The 17,147-nt window shown below is 69.7% G+C and carries 14 protein-coding genes; 5 read left to right on the top strand and 9 right to left on the bottom strand.

The annotated features are described in order from the left end of the window. Positions 1 to 2 precede the first annotated feature (2 nt). The 4 genes from AC5Y43_RS21305 to AC5Y43_RS21290 all read left to right on the top strand — a co-directional run bounded on the left by AC5Y43_RS21305 (position 3) and on the right by AC5Y43_RS21290 (position 4,678). Positions 3 to 1,985 (top strand): acetyl/propionyl/methylcrotonyl-CoA carboxylase subunit alpha, encoded by a 1,983-nt coding sequence (locus AC5Y43_RS21305; RefSeq protein ID WP_499975744.1) that lies wholly within the window; start codon positions 3 to 5, stop codon positions 1,983 to 1,985. Next, positions 1,982 to 3,148 (top strand): acyl-CoA dehydrogenase family protein, encoded by a 1,167-nt coding sequence (locus AC5Y43_RS21300; RefSeq protein WP_499975741.1) that lies wholly within the window; start codon positions 1,982 to 1,984, stop codon positions 3,146 to 3,148. Before AC5Y43_RS21305 ends, AC5Y43_RS21300 begins: the two co-directional genes overlap by 4 nt. Next, positions 3,148 to 3,933 carry an enoyl-CoA hydratase family protein gene (locus tag AC5Y43_RS21295; protein WP_499975739.1) on the top strand — a complete coding sequence of 262 codons (786 nt, stop codon included), beginning with the start codon at positions 3,148 to 3,150 and terminating at the stop codon, positions 3,931 to 3,933. Before AC5Y43_RS21300 ends, AC5Y43_RS21295 begins: the two co-directional genes overlap by 1 nt. A 124-nt stretch (positions 3,934 to 4,057) precedes the next feature. Beyond that, positions 4,058 to 4,678, top strand: coding sequence for a DUF1707 SHOCT-like domain-containing protein (locus AC5Y43_RS21290; RefSeq protein ID WP_499975738.1), 621 nt, complete (start codon positions 4,058 to 4,060; stop codon positions 4,676 to 4,678). 31 nt (positions 4,679 to 4,709) lie between these two features. Here AC5Y43_RS21290 and AC5Y43_RS21285 read toward each other — a convergent pair whose 3' ends face one another. From AC5Y43_RS21285 to AC5Y43_RS21255, 7 genes are all read right to left on the bottom strand, one after another. After that, positions 4,710 to 5,558 carry an aldo/keto reductase gene (locus AC5Y43_RS21285; RefSeq protein WP_499975736.1) on the bottom strand — a complete coding sequence of 283 codons (849 nt, stop codon included), beginning with the start codon at positions 5,556 to 5,558 and terminating at the stop codon, positions 4,710 to 4,712. A gap of 13 nt (positions 5,559 to 5,571) precedes the next feature. Then, a complete protein-coding gene (locus tag AC5Y43_RS21280) occupies positions 5,572 to 7,548 on the bottom strand; it encodes a vWA domain-containing protein (protein WP_499975734.1) in 1,977 nt (658 codons plus the stop codon). Next, complete coding sequence (locus AC5Y43_RS21275; protein WP_499975732.1) at positions 7,541 to 8,926, bottom strand: sigma 54-interacting transcriptional regulator; 1,386 nt, start codon at positions 8,924 to 8,926, stop codon at positions 7,541 to 7,543. Before AC5Y43_RS21275 ends, AC5Y43_RS21280 begins: the two co-directional genes overlap by 8 nt. A 41-nt stretch (positions 8,927 to 8,967) precedes the next feature. After that, on the bottom strand, positions 8,968 to 10,539 hold the full coding sequence (gene purH, locus AC5Y43_RS21270) for a bifunctional phosphoribosylaminoimidazolecarboxamide formyltransferase/IMP cyclohydrolase (protein WP_499975731.1): 1,572 nt from the start codon (positions 10,537 to 10,539) through the stop codon (positions 8,968 to 8,970). Between the two features lie 7 nt (positions 10,540 to 10,546). Beyond that, positions 10,547 to 11,176, bottom strand: a complete 630-nt coding sequence (gene purN / locus AC5Y43_RS21265; RefSeq protein ID WP_499975729.1) for a phosphoribosylglycinamide formyltransferase — start codon at positions 11,174 to 11,176, stop codon at positions 10,547 to 10,549. Positions 11,177 to 11,266: 90 nt separating this feature from the next. Continuing rightward, entirely contained in the window at positions 11,267 to 12,568 is a 1,302-nt protein-coding gene (locus AC5Y43_RS21260; RefSeq protein WP_499975728.1) for a cell division protein PerM, read from the bottom strand. A 39-nt stretch (positions 12,569 to 12,607) separates the two neighbouring features. Beyond that, entirely contained in the window at positions 12,608 to 13,498 is an 891-nt protein-coding gene (locus AC5Y43_RS21255; protein WP_499975727.1) for a DUF5336 domain-containing protein, read from the bottom strand. 217 nt (positions 13,499 to 13,715) lie between these two features. On the opposite strand from AC5Y43_RS21255, the gene AC5Y43_RS21250 reads away from it, so the two are divergent. Further along, positions 13,716 to 14,564 (top strand): LLM class F420-dependent oxidoreductase, encoded by an 849-nt coding sequence (locus AC5Y43_RS21250; protein WP_499975726.1) that lies wholly within the window; start codon positions 13,716 to 13,718, stop codon positions 14,562 to 14,564. Between the two features lie 57 nt (positions 14,565 to 14,621). Here the strand turns inward: AC5Y43_RS21250 and AC5Y43_RS21245 are convergent, their stop codons facing one another. Both AC5Y43_RS21245 and sucD read right to left on the bottom strand, forming a co-directional pair. Continuing rightward, positions 14,622 to 16,151 (bottom strand): acetyl-CoA acetyltransferase, encoded by a 1,530-nt coding sequence (locus tag AC5Y43_RS21245; protein WP_499975724.1) that lies wholly within the window; start codon positions 16,149 to 16,151, stop codon positions 14,622 to 14,624. Between the two features lie 82 nt (positions 16,152 to 16,233). Continuing rightward, the gene (sucD, locus tag AC5Y43_RS21240; RefSeq protein ID WP_499975721.1) at positions 16,234 to 17,136 is read right to left on the bottom strand and encodes a succinate--CoA ligase subunit alpha; all 903 of its coding nucleotides are present in this window, start codon (positions 17,134 to 17,136) and stop codon (positions 16,234 to 16,236) included. Positions 17,137 to 17,147 lie beyond the last annotated feature (11 nt).

Genomic DNA, 17,147 nt, shown 5'->3' with positions numbered 1-17,147 from the left:
TCATGGGAATCACCCGAGTGCTGGTCGCCAACCGCGGCGAGATCGCCAGGCGCGTGTTCGCCACCTGCCGACGGCTCGGCCTTTCCACCGTGGCCGTGTACACCGACCCCGATGCCGCCTCACCGCACGTCGCCGAGGCCGACGCGCGGGTGCGGCTGGAAAAGACCAACGACTACCTCAACGCCGACGCGATTATCGCCGCCGCCCGCGCCGCCGGCGCCGACGCCGTGCATCCCGGCTATGGATTCCTCTCGGAGAACGCCGAGTTCGCGGCGGCCGTGACTGACGCCGGCCTGGCCTGGGTCGGTCCCCCGGTGGACGCGGTGCGCGCGATGGGCTCCAAGATCGAGTCCAAAAAGCTGATGGCGGCCGCGGGTGTTCCGGTGCTCGACGAGCTCGACCCCGACACCGTGACGGAGGCCCAGCTGCCGGTGCTGGTCAAGGCGTCCGCGGGCGGCGGCGGTCGCGGGATGCGGGTGGTGCGCGAATTGTCCGCCCTGACGGGCGAAGTCGAGGCGGCGCGGCGCGAGGCGCAGTCGGCGTTCGGTGACCCCACGGTGTTCTGCGAGCGCTACCTGCCCACGGGACACCACGTGGAGGTTCAGGTCCTCGCCGACACCCACGGCACGGTGTGGGCCGTCGGGGAACGGGAGTGCTCGATCCAGCGCCGCCACCAGAAGATCATCGAGGAGGCGCCCTCGCCGCTGGTCGAGCGCACACCGGGCATGCGCGCCAAGCTGTTCGACGCGGCCCGGCTGGCCGCCGGTGCGATCGGCTACACCGGGGCCGGGACCGTCGAGTTCCTAGCCGATGACGACGGCGAGTTCTACTTCCTGGAGATGAACACCCGCCTGCAGGTCGAGCACCCGGTTACCGAGGAGACCACCGGGGTCGACCTCGTCGAACTGCAGCTCGCCGTCGTCGATGGTGCCCGCCTCGACCCTGAACCGCCCGTCGCGCAGGGGTATTCGATCGAGGCGCGGCTCTACGCCGAGGACCCCGCGCATGGGTGGCAGCCGCAGGCCGGCGTGATGCACACGTTCGCGGTCCCCGCGGTGCGGGCGGAGTTCGACTCGCTGGGGCGGCGGAGGGGCGTCCGCCTGGATTCCGGGATCGTCGACGGGTCCACGGTGTCGATCCACTACGACCCGATGCTGGCGAAGGTGGTCTCCTACGCCCCCACCCGGCGGCAGTCGGCGCGCGTCCTCGCCGACGCGCTGGCCCGGGCCCGCCTGCACGGCGTGCGCACCAACCGCGAGCTGCTGGTGAACGTGCTGCGGCACCCGGCGTTTCTCGACGGCGCCACCGACACCGCGTTTTTCGACACCCACGGCCTGGCGCAGCTGTCCGCACCCCTGGCCGACGAGGCGGTGGTGCGACTGTCGGCCGTCGCCGCCGCGCTCGCCGACGCCGCGCACAACCGCGCGACGGCTCACGTGCTGGGCTCGCTTCCCAGCGGGTGGCGCAACCTGGCGTCCGGCTACCAGGTCAAGGCCTACCGTGACGACACCGACACCGAGCACCACATCGAATATCGTTTCGGCAGAGACGCGTTGGCGCTGCCCGGTGACGAGTCGATACGACTCGTGGCCGCCACCGAGGACGAGGTGGTGCTGGCCGCCGGCGGGGTAGATCACGCCTTCTCGGTGCGGCGCCACGGTCAGGACGTCTACGTCGACTCGGCCCGCGGACCGGTTCACCTGGTGGCGCTGCCGAGGTTTCCCGAGCCGGGTTCGGCTGTCGCCCAAGGCTCGTTGGTGGCGCCCATGCCGGGAAACGTGATCCGCCTCGGTGCCGCGGTCGGCGACACGGTGACCGCCGGGCAGCCGCTGATCTGGCTGGAAGCCATGAAGATGGAACACACCATCACCGCACCGTCGGACGGTGTGCTCGCCGAGCTCGACGTCACGACCGGTCAACAAGTCGAAGTGGGCGCCGTCCTGGCGAGAGTGGACGCGCCGCAACCAGAAGGGGATGCACCGTGACCGATACCAGCTTCGTCGAAAACGAGGATCGCCGGGCGCTGCGCAAGGCGGTGTCCGAGTGGGCGTCGAACTACGGCCAGGACTACTACCTGCAGAAGGCCCGCGCGCAGGAGCACACCACCGAATTGTGGTCCGAGGCGGGCAAACTCGGCTTCCTCGGGGTGAACCTGCCCGAGGAGTACGGCGGGGGCGGCGCCGGAATGTACGAGCTGTCACTGGTCATGGAAGAGATGGCGGCGGCGGGCAGCGCGCTGCTGCTGATGGTGGTGTCACCAGCCATCAACGGCACCATCATCAGCAAGTTCGGCACCGAGGAGCAGAAGAAGCGCTGGATCCCCGCGATCGCCGACGGCACGCTGACGATGGCGTTCGCGATCACCGAACCCGACGCCGGCTCCAACTCGCACAAGATCACCACGACCGCCCGCCGCGACGGCAGCGACTGGATCCTCAAGGGCCAGAAGGTTTTCATCTCCGGGATCGACCAGGCTCAGGCGGTACTGGTCGTCGCTCGCACGGAGGAGGCCAAAACCGGCAAGCTGCGCCCCGCGCTGTTCGTCGTGCCCACCGACGCGCCCGGCTTCACCTACACCCCGATCGAGATGGAGCTGATCAGCCCCGAGCGCCAGTTCCAGGTCTTCCTCGATGATGTCCGGCTGCCCAGCGACGCGCTCGTCGGGGCCCAAGACGCCGCGATCGCCCAGCTTTTCGCCGGCCTGAACCCCGAGCGCATCATGGGCGCGGCGAGCTCGGTGGGCATGGGGCGGTTCGCGCTGAACAAGGCCGTCGACTACGTCAAGACGCGCCAGGTCTGGTCAACCCCCATCGGTGCCCACCAGGGTCTGTCACATCCGTTGGCGCAGTGCCACATTGAGGTTGAGCTCGCGAAGCTGATGATGCAGAAGGCCGCCGCGCTCTACGACAGCGGCGACGACATGGGCGCGGCCGAAGCCGCCAACATGGCCAAGTACGCGGCGGCCGAGGCAGCCAACCGCGCCGTCGACCAGGCCGTGCAGTCGATGGGCGGCAACGGGCTGACCAAGGAGTACGGCGTGGCCGCGATGATGACCTCGGCCCGGCTCGGACGCATCGCCCCGATCAGCCGGGAGATGGTGCTGAACTTCGTCGCGCAGACGTCGCTCGGCCTGCCGCGAAGCTACTGATGGACACCCTCGTCGAATACGCCGGACCGGCCGACACCGGCGGCCCGGTCGCGCGGCTGACGCTGAACTCGCCGCACAACCGCAACGCGATTTCCACCGCGCTCCTCACCCAGCTGCACCAGGGGCTGCGGCAGGCCGCGGCGGACCCGGCCGTGCGGGTGGTGGTGCTCGGACACACCGGAGGCACGTTCTGCGCGGGCGCGGACCTGAGCGAGGCCGGCGGCGGCGACGACCCGTTCGACCTGGCCGTGGCGCGGGCCCGCGAGATGACCGCATTGCTACGCGGCATCCTCGAATTGCCGGTGCCGGTGATCGGCGCTATCGACGGGCACGTGCGGGCAGGCGGGTTCGGCCTCGTCGGCGCCTGCGATCTGGTGGTCGCCGGTCCGCGCAGCACCTTCGCGCTGACCGAGGCGCGCATCGGTGTCGCCCCGGCGATCATCTCGCTGACGCTGCTGCCGAAGATTTCGGCGCGGGCCGCGGCGCGCTACTACCTGACCGGCGAGAAGTTCGGCGCGTCGGTGGCCGCGGAGATCGGGCTCGTCACGCTGGCGGCCGACGACGTCGACACCGCGGTGGCCGAGTTGGTCGCCGGCGTCAGCCACGGCTCCCCGCAGGGCCTGGCGGCGTCGAAGGCACTGACGACGGCGGCCGTCCTGGCGGGGTTCGACCGCGACGCAGAACGGCTCACCGAGGAGTCCGCGCGGCTGTTCGTGTCCGACGAAGCCCGCGAGGGCATGACGGCGTTTCTGCAGAAGCGTCCCCCTAGTTGGGCAAACGTCTAACGACCCGCAGAGGCGTGGAGAAGCGGCGCAATTTGCCTGGCGAAATCCGGTCCCACCTGGGCGGAAGGTTGCAGTTTAGCCAACCCACTTGCAGCAAAACTTCTACGTCGTACGCTCGTGGATGATGAGCAACTCAGCGCAGCGCGACACCCGCGCTACCCGCGATGACGGGGACACGCGTGACGAGGCGTCGCGCGCGGCCGACACCGACCGCATTCAGGTCGCGCAGTTGCTGGCGTATGCGGCCGAGCAGGGCCGCCTGCAACTCAAGGACTACGAGGACCGACTGACGCGCGCCTACGCGGCGACGACTTACGAGGAACTGGATCAGTTGCGGGCCGACCTGCCCGGCGCGATGCTGAGCCCGCGCCGGGGCGGCAAACCCAATCCCGCGCCATCGATGTTGCTGCTGGCGCTGATGAGCGGGTTCGAGCGGCGCGGCCGGTGGAACGTTCCCAAGAAGCTGACCACGTTCACCTTCTGGGGCAGTGGCGTGGTGGACCTGCGCTACGCCGACTTCACCTCCACCGAAGTCGACATCCGCGCCATCTCGATCATGGGTGTACAGAGCATCCTGGTGCCGCCGGAGGTCAACGTCGAGATCCACGGCCACGGTGTGATGGGCGGCTTCGACCACAGCGTGCTGGGCCAGGGCACGCCCGGCGCACCGAAGGTGAAGGTTCGCGGCTTCTCGCTGTGGGGCGGCGTGGGCATCAAGCGCCGCGCTCGCCGGCCGCGGGGGTAGCGCCAGACGCGTTGCGCCGCACGCGTTCCCGCTAGTCCGGCACGTAGTCGAACGTGTCGGGGTGCGGGCCCCGACGGCCCGATTCGCCCCTGTTCAGCGCCGAGATCGCATCCATGTCGGAGCCGTCGAGCTCGAAGTCGAAGATCTCGAAGTTGGATCGGATCCGTTCCGGCGTCACCGATTTGGGGAAGACGACGTCGCCGCGCTGGATGTGCCAGCGCAACACCACCTGCGCCGAGGACTTGCCGCGGGCATCGGCGACGCGGTTGACCACCGGGTCGCTGAGCACCTTGCCCTGGGCGATCGGCGACCACGCCTCGGTGACGATGCCGTGCTCGCGCCCATAGCCGCGGACCTCCTCGTTGCCGAAGTACGGGTGGACCTCGATCTGGTTGACGGCCGGGACGGTGCCGGTTTCGGCGGCGAGCCGAGCCAGGTGCGCGGGTTGGAAATTCGAGACGCCGATGCTGCGGGCGCGTCCGTCATTGGCGAATTCCTCGAGGACCTTCCAGGTGGACACGAAGTCGCCGCCGTAGAGCGTGGGTAGTGGCCAGTGGATAAGAAACAGGTCGACATAGTCGGATTCCAGCGCGCGCAGCGTCCTGTCGAATGCGCGGCGCGCATCGTCGGGTCCGTGCGCGCCGTTGTTGAGCTTGCTGGTGACGAACACCTCGGCGCGGTCGAGACCGGCGTCGCGAATACCTTGCCCGACTTCCTTTTCGTTGCCATACATCTCGGCGGTGTCGATGTGCCGGTATCCGACGTCGAGGGCGCGCTTGACGGCGGCGGCGGTTTCGTCGGGCTTGATCTGAAACACGCCGAAACCCAGCTGCGGGATGCGCGCGCCGTCGTTGAGTTCGATCGTCGGAACGGTGTCCACGGTTTTCCCTCCGTTATCGGCGGCGGCGCGAGCGCAGGTAGTCACCCACGACGGCGGCGCCCAAGCCGTCGAGATCGGGCACCACCACGCGGCCCTCGACGCGCCGGGCGACCTGATCGATGAACCGCGCCAGGCCGGGGTCGTTGCCCAGCCGGAAGATCGTCACCTGCGCACCGAGCCTGGCCATGTCGTCGAACCCGCGCACGGTGTGGGCGATGGTCCGCGGGTGCGGCGGATAATCAAAGAAAACCGACGTGCCGTCGCCGTCGAAGTCCTCCAGGTGGGCGGTGGGCTCGCCGTCGGTCACCACCAGCACGACGGGCTGCGCGTTGGGGTGCCGACGCAGGTGGCGGCCCGCCAGCGCCAGCGCGTGGTGCAGGTTGGTGCCCTGCTCGTAGACGCCCTCCAGCCCGGTCAGCTCGGCGGCGGTCACCGTGCGGGCGTAGCGGCCAAAGGCGATGATCTGCAGGGCATCCGAGCGGAAACGCGTGCACACCAGGTGGTTGAGCGCCAGCGCGGTCTGCTTCATGGGCAGCCAGCGGTTCTCCATCACCATCGAAAACGACGTGTCGACCAACAGTGCCACAGCGGACTGGGTGCGCGTCTCGGTTTCCGAGATCTCGACGTCGTCGACGGTCATCCGAATCGGCCCATCGTCAAGAGTCGCCGTTCCCGCCTGGCGCAGCACCGCGTTGGTCAGCGTGCGGGGAATGTTCCACGGCTCGGTGTCACCGAACTGCCAGGGCCGGGTCGCGCCGGTCAGCTCGCCCGCGGCGCCGGCGCGCCGGTGATCGCGCTCGCCGCGGCGACCGGAAAGCTGTTGTGCCACATCGCGTAAAGCCGTCTCGCCGAGCCTGCGCATCGCCTTCGGGGAGAGCCGCCACTGGCCGTCGGAACCGCGGTCTAAGAACCCCTGATTGACCAGCGCGCGCTCCAACTCGGCGAGCGTGCGGGCGTCGATGGCCGCCTGGTCGCCGAGCTGGCGGGCCAGCGCGTCGAGGTCGACGTCGTCCATGGTGGCACCGGGATAGCTTTGCGACAGCTGCTCGGCCAGCTGTTCCAGCTCGGCGATGTCGGACAGCGCCTGGGTGCCCTCGCCCATGCCGAACGGGTTGTCGCCGGAGAACTGTTCGGACCCGTTCCAGTCCTCGCCCGGCCGCGCGGCCTGCAGGTGCGCGTCGAGCCGATTCAGCGCCTCCATCAGCGCCGGGGACCCGAATGCCTGCTGCGCCAAGGCATCCAGCTCGGCGCGCTGGTCGGCGCTCAGGCTGTTGCGGAAGCGCTGGGCGGCGGCGGCGCGCTTGGCCAGCGAGTCCAGCAATTCCTCTACGTTGCGCGGGTTCTCGGGGAAGAACTCGCCGTGCTTGTCCATGAAGTCTTCGAAGTCTTGCTGCGAGTCTTGTCCTTTGGCGTGCTTGTCCAGCAGCTCGTTGAGGTCGTTCAACATCTCGTTGACGCGCTGGCGGTCCTCGTCGGTGGCGCCCTCCAGCGCCTGCTTCATGCCCGCGAAGCGTTGGTCCAGCATCTCGCGGCCGAGCAGATCCTTGATCTGCTCGTACTTTTGGCGGGCCTCGCCGCTGCGCCAGTTGTAGTCGGAAAGCTCCTGCACGGCCTTGGCCGGCGACGCAGGCAGCGCGTCGAGCTGCAGCTCGCCGAACCGTGCGTCGTCGTCCAGCGCGCGGGCCAGCTCCTTGCGCTCGGCCAGCACGGCCTCGTCGAGCAGCTTTTTGATCTCCTGCAGGGTGCCGTCCAAGTTGTTGCGGCGCAACAGATCCCGTCGGCGCCGGTTCGCCTCGGCCGCCAGCCGATCGGCCCCGCGCATGTTCTCGGTGCCGCGCCGCAGCAACTCCGACAGCGCGCGCCGCGGCGAGGTGCCGGCCATGACGTCCTGGCCGATCTGTTCGAGCGCCTCGCGCAAATCCACCGGCGGCGCCAGCGGGTCTGGCCCGCCGGTATACGCCGAGTATCGCGACGAATGCCCTCTAGCCATAGACGGTTTGGCCCTCCCCGGACACCTTGTCGATCCGCTTGGCCAGATACAACGCCTCGAGCGCCAGTTCCAATGCCGCGGCGCGCTCGCCCTCGGATTCGGCGTGCAGCTTGGCCGCGATCTTGTCCACCACGTCCAGGCCTCCGACTGCGGCCAGCACGTCCTTGGCCGACACCCGCTCGCCGGTCGTCACCGCGGAACCTCCCTCGACCGCGGAAACCAACGAACCGACGTCGATGCCGCCCAGCACGCGGGCGGCGGTGTCGGCGGTCGCGCGGCGCAGCAGGTGCTCGAGCACCGCCTGCTCGCGGCCTTCCTCGCCGGACTCGAATTCCAGCTTGCCGCGCAGGACGTCGATCACCGTGCCCAGATCGACCACCCGGGCCACCGGGTCGGTCTCCCCCAGCACCGCGCCGCGGTGCCGGGCCGCGGCCGCGACGGTCTCGGTCGCCGCGATCGCGAACCGCGCCGACACCCCGGACCGCTGGTCGACCGAGTTCGACTCCCGCAGGTAGCGGGCGAACCGCGCGATCACCTGCATCAAATAGTCGGGCACCTGCGCGCTGAGGTGGGCTTCCTGCACGATCACGCCGACCTCCGCCTCGAGCTCCAGCGGGTAGTGGGTGCGGATCTCGGCGCCGAACCGGTCCTTCAGCGGGGTGATGATGCGACCCCGGTTGGTGTAGTCCTCGGGGTTGGCGCTGGCGACCACCAGCACGTCCAGCGGCAGGCGCAGCGTGTACCCGCGGACCTGAATGTCGCGCTCCTCCATGACATTGAGCATCGACACCTGGATGCGCTCGGCGAGGTCGGGCAGCTCGTTGACCGCCACGATGCCGCGGTGCGCGCGCGGGATCAGCCCGTAGGCGATGGTCTCCGGGTCACCGAGGCTGCGGCCCTCGGCGACCTTGATCGGGTCGATGTCACCGACCAGATCGGCGACGCTGGTGTCGGGGGTGGCCAGCTTTTCGGTGTAGCGCTCGCCGCGGTGCTTCCACGCCACGGGCAGGTCGTCGCCCAGGGTCGCGGCACGGCGGATCGACTCCGGCGTGATCGGGGTGTACGGGTGCTCGCCCAGCTCGGCCCCGTCGATCACCGGGGTCCACTCGTCGAGCAACCCGATCAGCGCCCGCAGCAGCCGGGTCTTGCCCTGGCCGCGCTCGCCCAGCAGGACGAAGTCGTGGCCCGCGATCAGCGCCCGCTCCAGCTGGGGCAGCACGGTGTCGTCGAAGCCCAGGATCCCGGTCCACACCTCGTCACCCTCGGCCAGCGCCGTGAGCAGGTTTTCCCGGATTTCCTGTTTGACGCCCCGCTCGCGGTGGCCGGCGGCGCGCAGCTCGCCGAGGGTGCGGGGCAGATTACTCGGTGATGGCACCACTCCACGCTACGCGGTGGGCAAAACGCTCACGCGCCGAGCGTTCAGTGAGCGAAATGACGGGCCCCGGTGAGATACAACGTGACGCCGGCGCCAGCCGCCGCCGCGGTCACCTCGTCGTCGCGCACCGATCCGCCCGGATGCACGACCGCCTTGACCCCGGCGGCGGTCAGCGTCTCGAGTCCGTCCGGGAACGGGAAGAACGCGTCCGAGGCGGCGACCGCGCCGCGGACCCGGTCGCCGCCGCGCTCGACGGCAAGCCGGGCCGCGTCTACCCGGTTGACCTGACCCATGCCGACGCCGATGGTGGCGCCGTCGCCGGCGATGACGATCGCGTTCGATTTGACCGCGCGGCAGGCGCGCCACGCAAAGACCAGGTCGGTCAAGGTTTTCGGGTCCGCCGGCGATCCGGTCGCCAGGGTCCAGTTGGCGGGGTTGTCGCCGTGCGCGTCGAGCTGGTCGCGTTGTTGGACCAGCAGGCCGCCGCTGACCGGCCGCAGTTCGGTGCCGCCGGCCAGCGGCTCCGAGGCCACCAGCACGCGGATGTTCTTCTTGCGCGTCAACGCGTCGACGGCGCCCGGCGCGTAGACGGGTGCGACGATCACCTCCGTGAAGATGGTGCTGACGTACTCGGCCATCTCGAGGCTGACTTCAGTGTTCGTCGCGATCACCCCGCCGTAGGCGCTCAGCGGATCGCATTCGTGGGCCTTGCGGTGCGCGTCGGCGACCGATGCCGACGAGATCGCGATCCCGCACGGGTTGGCGTGCTTGATGATCGCCACACATATCTGTTCGTGGTCGAAGGCCGCCCGCCACGCCGCGTCCGCGTCGGTGAAGTTGTTGTAGGACATCTCTTTTCCGTGCAGCTGCTCGGCCTGCGCCAGGCCCGGCCAGGCACCCGGGTCGCCGTAGAGGGCCGCCTGCTGGTGCGGGTTCTCGCCGTAGCGCAGCATCGCCGTGCGCCGCCAGCTGCCGGCGAGCCACCGCGGGAACGCCGTGGCCGGATGTTCGGGCGCCAGTGTCGACTCCATCCAGCTCGCGACGGCGATGTCGTAGTCCGCGGTGTGCTGAAATGCCAACGACGCCAACCTTTTGCGCTCGGCGAGGGTAAACCCGCCGCTGCGCACCGCGGCGAGCACCCCGTCGTAGCCGAGCGGGTCGGTGACCACCGCCACGCTGGGGTGGTTCTTGGCGGCCGCGCGGACCATGGACGGCCCGCCGATATCGATCTGCTCGACGCACTCATCGATACCCGCACCGGAGCCGACGGTTTCGCTGAACGGGTACAGGTTGACGACGACCAGTTCGAACGCCGCGATCCCGAGCTGCTCGAGCGCAGCCGCGTGCTCGGGTTTGCGTAGATCGGCCAGCAGACCGGCATGCACCCGCGGGTGCAGTGTCTTGACCCGGCCGTCGAGCACCTCGGGGAAGCCGGTCATGTCCTCAACGCGCGTGACCGGAATCCCTTTGCCGGCAATGGTCTTCGCCGTCGAGCCGGTCGAGACGATCTCCACGCCGGCAGCACTGAGGCCCTGAGCAAGGTGCACCAGCCCGGTCTTGTCGTAGACGCTGATCAACGCTCGGCGGATCGGCCTTCTTGCGTCGTCGGTGCTCATGCGGTGCTCATCCTATGGTTGCCTTTCTCCCGACCACCGTCACGCCGCGGGTCGCGATCGCGGCCACCACGTCCACCAGCAGCTGCCGTTCGGTCACTTTGATGCGCTCGTGCAGGGCTTCTTCGTTATCGCCGTCGAGCACCGGAACGGACTGCTGGGCCAGGACCGGCCCGGTGTCCGTACCGGCGTCTACCAGGTGCACGGTACAGCCTGTGAGCTTCACGCCGTAGGCCAGCGCGTCGGCCACCCCGTGCGCACCCGGGAAGGCGGGCAGCAGCGCGGGATGCGTGTTGAGGATCCGCCCGTCAAAGCGTGAAAGGAACTGCGGCCCCAGGATTTTCATGAAGCCCGCCGACACCACCAGATCGGGCGAATGCGCGGCCGCGGCCTCCGTGATGGCCGCGTCCCAGGCGCCGCGGTCGGGGTGGTCGGCCAGCCGGACGGTGAAGGCGGGCACCGACGCGGCCTCCGCGATCTTTGTGGCCGGGCAGTCACGGTCGGCGCCGACGGCCACGATGCGGGCCGGGTAGTCGCCGATGGCCGCGTCGATCAGTGATGCCAGCAGCGAACCGGTGCCCGATGCCAGCACCAACACCCGCGCCGGCGCGCTCGGGGGCACGTGGAGCGGTTGCTGCACAACGGCGAGCCTACTGGTGCGCCTCGCCGCGCCGACTCTGCGTCCAGCGCTACCCACCCGGGCGTGTCGCCGCACTCAGCGCAGATTCGGTCACGCCGGGGGCGGGGTGTGGTCGTCGGCCGGTTCGTCGCCCGGCGCCTCCGCCGCCGGCTCCTCCGGCGCCTCCGCCGCCGGCGCCTCGTCCGGCTCGTCGAAAAACTCGGCGAAGTCTGCGGGCTCACTGGCAGCCGCGGGGGCGCGGCGCCGGCGCGTTATCCCCCCGGCCATCACCACCGTGGCCCAGCCGACGACCGCGAACCAGAAGAACACGCCGACCACCAGTGCCCCCTGGTCGACGCCGACATGACCGAAGTTGCCCAGCCGGCCGCTGGCGCCGTAGGCGAGCAACGACATCGCCAACGCCCCGGCGACCGACGCGACCAACAGCTTGGCCAGCGCCGGCAGCAGCGGCAGCGGGTGCCGGGCGCATTGCTGCCCGACCGCCACGCCGGATGACGCGCCGACGATGAGCAGCGCCACCCACACCGGGCCCAGCGGCGGCGTCGGGGCCGCGGCCAGAATCGGCAGCGCCGGGATGTCGCCGCCGAAAACGGTGAACGGGCTGAACGTCGCGAAACCGAGGTGCGCGCTGGAGCCGACCGCGATCGCCGACGCGCCCACGATGACGTTGGGCGCGTACAGCGCGGACAGCACGGTGAGGCTGAACTGGCCGAATATCGAATCGGTGATCCCGTAGAGCTCTTGCATCGTCGCCCAGTGCACGACCAGCGATCCCGCGGTCACCAGCCCAGACAGCCCGAGCAACGCCAGCACCCCGGCCGCCGCCGCGCGCAGGGAATCAGCGAGCCAATCGGGCAGCGGCGACGCGGCCAGCGCCCGCCGGCCCACCCGGGACCACACCCCGATCGCGGCCCCGACGGCGTGCACCACCAGCACGCCGCCGAACGCGCGCAGGGCGCTGGGTGTCTGCAGCTCGGTGATCACCGTCGACGCGTCGTGGATGACCGCCAGCGCGATCGCGGTCAGCAGCAGTGGCCCGCCCAGCGCCGAGGCGATTACCCAGCGGATCACCAGCCAGGACGAAGACGGCGAGGTGGCGCGCGCGCTGCTGCGCGCGGTGGCCCACACCATCAGGACGACCGGCAGCAGGGGCAGCACCCCCAGTTCGCGTCCGCCGATCGAGATCGGCACCTGGTGCACGGCGAGCCACATGCTCGCGATGGCGCCCAGCGCGCCGGTCATGTCGCTGTTGGCGATCAGCAGCTGCAGCAGCGTGACCGCCGCAACGATGCCCAACGCGACCACCGCCGGCCCGAACGCCACCCGGACAAGGTCGCGCGCCTGGCGAGCGCCCGCTGCCGCGTTGTCCGCGCTTTCTGACACCGTTTTCACTCTTGACGCACGTGTCCGGCTACGCGCGAGAGCCCGGGGTCAGGCCGGCGCCGGCCCGGACGGCGAGGACGGCGACTGCTGCTGGTCCCCGGTTTGGCTCGAGTAGTCGGTCTGGGATTCGCCGCCACCCGACGAGGGCGGCGGACTGAAGCTGGGGAAGCCGGTCGGCGGCGTCGACGACCCGTGCTGCTGCGTGGTCGGTTGGGGCCCGGACTGCGGCGTGGGCTGGGCGCCGAATCCGCCGGTCGGGATCGAGGCCTGAGTCGGGGCCTGGCTCTGGCTCGACGGGTAGCCGCCGTACTGGGATCCGTACGACGAAGGCTGGGGCGACTGCTGTCCCCCGTGCTGCTGGGCACCCGGCTGACCGTAGTACGGCTGCTGTCCGTACTGCCCGTATTGGCCGTATTGGCCGTAGCCCGCGTACGGGTCGTACTTGGGCCGCGGTTTGGGCGCGGTGATGACGCCGGAGTCCAGCAGCAGGGCGGCGACGGCGGCGAGCGCCTGGAGAATGGCGCACGCGACCAGCGGCCACATCGCCCACCCGATCGCGAAACCGGCGGGCGTGTTGACCGTCTCGGTGATCGCCAGTAACGCGCCCAGCACCGCGATCACCGCAACGATTCCGCCGCGGGCCGTGGCCTTGGGCAGCAGGCCGATCCCGGCCAGCAGCGCGGCCAGCACCGCGGCGATCACCGCGAAGCCGGCGTCGCCGGCGCGTCCACCGCCCGGAGCGAGCTCGGCGCTGATGGTGAACGTCGGCCCGAAATTCAGGAGGTATACCGCCAGGCCGAGCACCAGCACGGCGAGGTTCAACATCTGCGGAAGCTTGCTTTCGCCGTCGTCGGTCTTGGCGAACGACGGGGTGGCGCCCGGGTAGGAGCCGCCTGGCTGCGCGGGTTGATATCCGGAACTGCCGGGCGAGTAGGTCATGGCTCCTCCTGTTGCTTCCAGTGCCTTCAAGTCGTCTAGTGGCGCCACATTGCAGAGCGACGCTGTGCGTGCGGGCGCGCCGCCTCGCTCACACCTTCCCCTTGTTCGCGCTGCGACGCGATCGATCAACCACGCTAGCGCACCTTCGGGCCTGCGCGCCGGGGCGATCGGCCCACCCGCTTGCCCCACAGAGGTAGAACACGTTCTAATTCGGGGCATGGATTACGGGCTTGTGCTTTTCACCAGTGACCGCGGCATCTCCCCGGCGGCAGCCGCCAAGCTTGCCGACGACCACGGCTTCCAAACCTTCTACGTACCGGAACACACCCACATCCCGATCAAGCGCCAAGCGGCCCACCCGACCACCGGCGACGCGTCGCTGCCGGACGACCGCTACATGCGCACCCTGGACCCCTGGGTAAGTCTGGGCGCGGCCTGCGCCGTCACCTCGCGGGTGCGGCTGTCGACCGCGGTGGCGCTGCCCGTCGAGCACGATCCGATCACGTTGGCGAAGAGCATTGCCACCCTTGACCACCTCTCGGGCGGCCGTGTCAGCCTCGGGGTCGGCTTCGGCTGGAACACCGACGAGCTCGCCGACCACGGGGTGCCGCCCGGGCGGCGCCGCACCATGCTGCGCGAGTACATCGAAGCGATGCGGGCGTTGTGGACGGAAGAGGAAGCCGCCTGCGACGGCGAGTTCGTCAAGTTCGGGCCCAGCTGGGCCTGGCCCAAGCCGGTGCAGCCACACATCCCGGTGCTGGTGGGTGCGGCCGGAAACGAGAAGAACTTCAAGTGGATCGCGCGCAGCGCCGACGGCTGGATCACCACCCCGCGCGACTTCGACATCGACGAGCCGGTCAAGTTGCTGCAGGACACCTGGGCGGCCGCCGGCCGCGCCGGCGCCCCGCAGATCGTCGCGCTGGACTTCAAACCCGTCCCCGAGAAGCTCGCGCGCTGGGCCGAGCTCGGGGTGACCGAGGTGCTGTTCGGCCTGCCCGACCGCGCCGAGGACGAGGTCGCCGGCTACGTGGAGCGGCTCGCCGGCAAACTGGCGGCGCTGGTTTAGCGCGAGCAGACACAAAAGCACCGCGACACGCCGTGCGGTGCGTGCTTTTGTGTCTGCTCAGCGCGCGAAGCAGCGGTTGCCGTAGTCGAACGAGCGCACCAGGACCTCGTGTCCGAGGGGGTCGCCGTCGATCAGCAGCGCGATCAGTTCCTCGTCCTCGGTGGTGGACAGGAACCGGCTGCCGTCGTCGAGGCGACCGAAGATGATCCCGGTGGGGCGCCCGTCGTCGCGCCGCACGGTGTAGGTCTCGACGGTCCCGACGCCGTCGGCTTTCTCGGTCACGGCCTCGGTCGGCGCGCCGTCGATCTGCGCCTGCAGCTGCGCGTTGCGATCCGGCTGCCACGGCGCGGGAGTGGTGGAGTACACCCCGACCGAGTACTTGCTCAGGATGCCGCCGTTGGCGCCGACGAGGCCGAACTGCCCTGGCGTGCTTCGCATTTGGGTGACCGTTTCGGCGACCGCGTGCATGGAGTAGTTGTTGCCCGCGCCGCCGAAGAACGGCAGCCCGCCGGTCAGGGTGAGCCCGCGCGCGTCGTCGGTCGCGATGCCCATGCCATCGCAGATGTTGAACACCGGCACCGGAAAGCAGCTGTAGAGATCGAAGGTGGCGACGTCGTCGATGCCGATGCCGGCCATGCCCAGCGCCTCACGCACCGCCAGCACGGCGGACGGGGCGTGGCCGAGGTCCGGCCGCTGCAGCAGGGGCTGCTCCTCCAGGTCGACATGGCCGTGCAGGTACACCCAGTTGTCCTCCGGCACACCCAGCCGGCGCGCCGCCCCGATCGACATCAGCAGCGCCGCGGCCCCCTGGTTGACCTGGTCGCGCGCGACCAGCAGCCGCGGGTAGGGCTCGGAGATCATCCGGTTGCCCTCGGTCACCGTGATCAGCTCGTCCACGGTGCGCTCGACTGGCGCGGCGGCGAACGGATTCTTCGCGGCGATCTTGGTGAACGGCGCGAACAACTCGCCCATCTGCTGGCGGTATTCGGCCGGGCCGAGCCCGGTCCCGGCCCGCCGGGCGTTTTCCAGCAGCGCGTATTGAATTGGCGCACTGGTCAATCCGTGAATGACGGTGTAGCGCGAGATGAGTTTCTCAATACCGTGACCGCGGTCTTCCAGGTCGCCGTCGACGGTTTCGGTGAAGTCCGGCTTGGTTTCGGCCTTGGCGAAGTGCCGCAGCGTCGAGGTCGCGTCCGACCCGAAGACGAGGGCCACCTCCGAGCGGCCCGCGGCGATGTCGGCGGCCAGCTCGCTGATCAGGTGCTGGGGCCCCTGCCCGCCGACGATTTCCAGAAGCGCCCGAACGGGTTGGGCGCCAAGGCGATTGGCCACCGAGCGCGGATAGTTGTTGGACCGTCCCAGCACCGCGGTGGCGACGGGCCCGGAGATCTCGAACTGCCGGACGCCGGCCACGGTGTCGACGGCGGCGGCCACCGCGTCGAAGACGGCACCGCAGTCGACGAGGGCGGCCCGGGCGGCGGCGGTGGCCAGCTCCACCGGTGACATCGCGGCGTAGCCGGGGTCGTCGATGCGCTCGGCGGCCTGCCCGACGCCGACGACGACGGGGGTGTGCGCGTCCAGATTCATAGCTCAACTATCTACCGGAGGTGTCGCGGCGGCCTGCACCCGGGGTGCCCCGCAACCCCGGCCTGCCGTAGAACGGGACGCCCTACAGGCTCTTGAGGATCTCCCGGGCCAACGCGGCCGTCTCCGACGGGGTCTTGCCGACCTTGACGCCGGCGGCCTCGAGGGCTTCCTTCTTGGCCGCGGCGGTGCCCGACGACCCGGACACGATCGCGCCCGCGTGGCCCATCGTCTTGCCCTCCGGGGCGGTGAATCCGGCCACGTAACCGACGACCGGCTTGGACACGTGGGCCTTGATGTAGTCGGCGGCGCGCTCCTCGGCGTCGCCGCCGATCTCACCGATCATCACGATGACCTTGGTGTCGGGGTCCTTCTCGAAGGCCTCGATGGCGTCGATGTGGGTGGTGCCGATCACCGGGTCGCCGCCGATGCCGATCGACGTCGAGAACCCGAAATCGCGCAGCTCGTACATCATTTGGTAGGTCAGCGTGCCGGACTTGGACACCAGACCGACGGGTCCGGCGCCGGTGATGTTGGCCGGGGTGATGCCGACCAGCGCCTGGCCGGGCGTAATGATGCCGGGGCAGTTCGGCCCGATGATGCGGGTCTTGCCACCCTTCTCCAGGTTGTAGGCCCAGGCATATGCGCTGTCCTGCACCGGGATTCCCTCGGTGATGACCACCAGCAGCGGGATCTCGGCGTCGACGGCCTCGATGATGGCGTCCTTGGCGAACTTCGGCGGCACGAAGATGATCGACACGTCGGCGCCGGTCTTTTCCATGGCCTCCGCGACGCTGCCGAACACCGGCAGCTTGACGATCTGCCCGCCCTTGTTTTCGTGCGTGACGGTGGTGCCGGCCTTGCGCGCGTTGACGCCGCCCACGATCTGGGTGCCCGCCTTGAGCATGCGGGCGGTATGCACGGTGGCCTCGCTGCCGGTGATGCCCTGAACGATGACCTTGCTGTCTTTGGTCAAAAAGATTGCCATGTCGTGCGGTC

The sequence above is a fragment of the Mycobacterium sp. NGS57 genome (assembly GCF_059812405.1).
Note: the sequence above shows the minus strand (reverse complement) of the source record. Positions and strands in the feature narration are given on the sequence as shown.

Bases quoted from the DNA above. Each gene is read 5' to 3' on its own strand.
- sucD (WP_499975721.1), bottom strand. From the start codon at position 17,136: ATGGCAATCTTTTTGACCAAAGACAGCAAGGTCATCGTTCAGGGCATC.
- AC5Y43_RS21280 (WP_499975734.1), bottom strand. From the start codon at position 7,548: ATGGCTAGAGGGCATTCGTCGCGATACTCGGCGTATACCGGCGGGCCA.
- purH (WP_499975731.1), bottom strand. From the start codon at position 10,539: ATGAGCACCGACGACGCAAGAAGGCCGATCCGCCGAGCGTTGATCAGC.
- AC5Y43_RS21250 (WP_499975726.1), top strand. From the start codon at position 13,716: ATGGATTACGGGCTTGTGCTTTTCACCAGTGACCGCGGCATCTCCCCG.
- AC5Y43_RS21290 (WP_499975738.1), top strand. From the start codon at position 4,058: ATGAGCAACTCAGCGCAGCGCGACACCCGCGCTACCCGCGATGACGGG.
- AC5Y43_RS21305 (WP_499975744.1), top strand. From the start codon at position 3: ATGGGAATCACCCGAGTGCTGGTCGCCAACCGCGGCGAGATCGCCAGG.
- AC5Y43_RS21295 (WP_499975739.1), top strand. From the start codon at position 3,148: ATGGACACCCTCGTCGAATACGCCGGACCGGCCGACACCGGCGGCCCG.
- AC5Y43_RS21255 (WP_499975727.1), bottom strand. From the start codon at position 13,498: ATGACCTACTCGCCCGGCAGTTCCGGATATCAACCCGCGCAGCCAGGC.
- AC5Y43_RS21245 (WP_499975724.1), bottom strand. From the start codon at position 16,151: ATGAATCTGGACGCGCACACCCCCGTCGTCGTCGGCGTCGGGCAGGCC.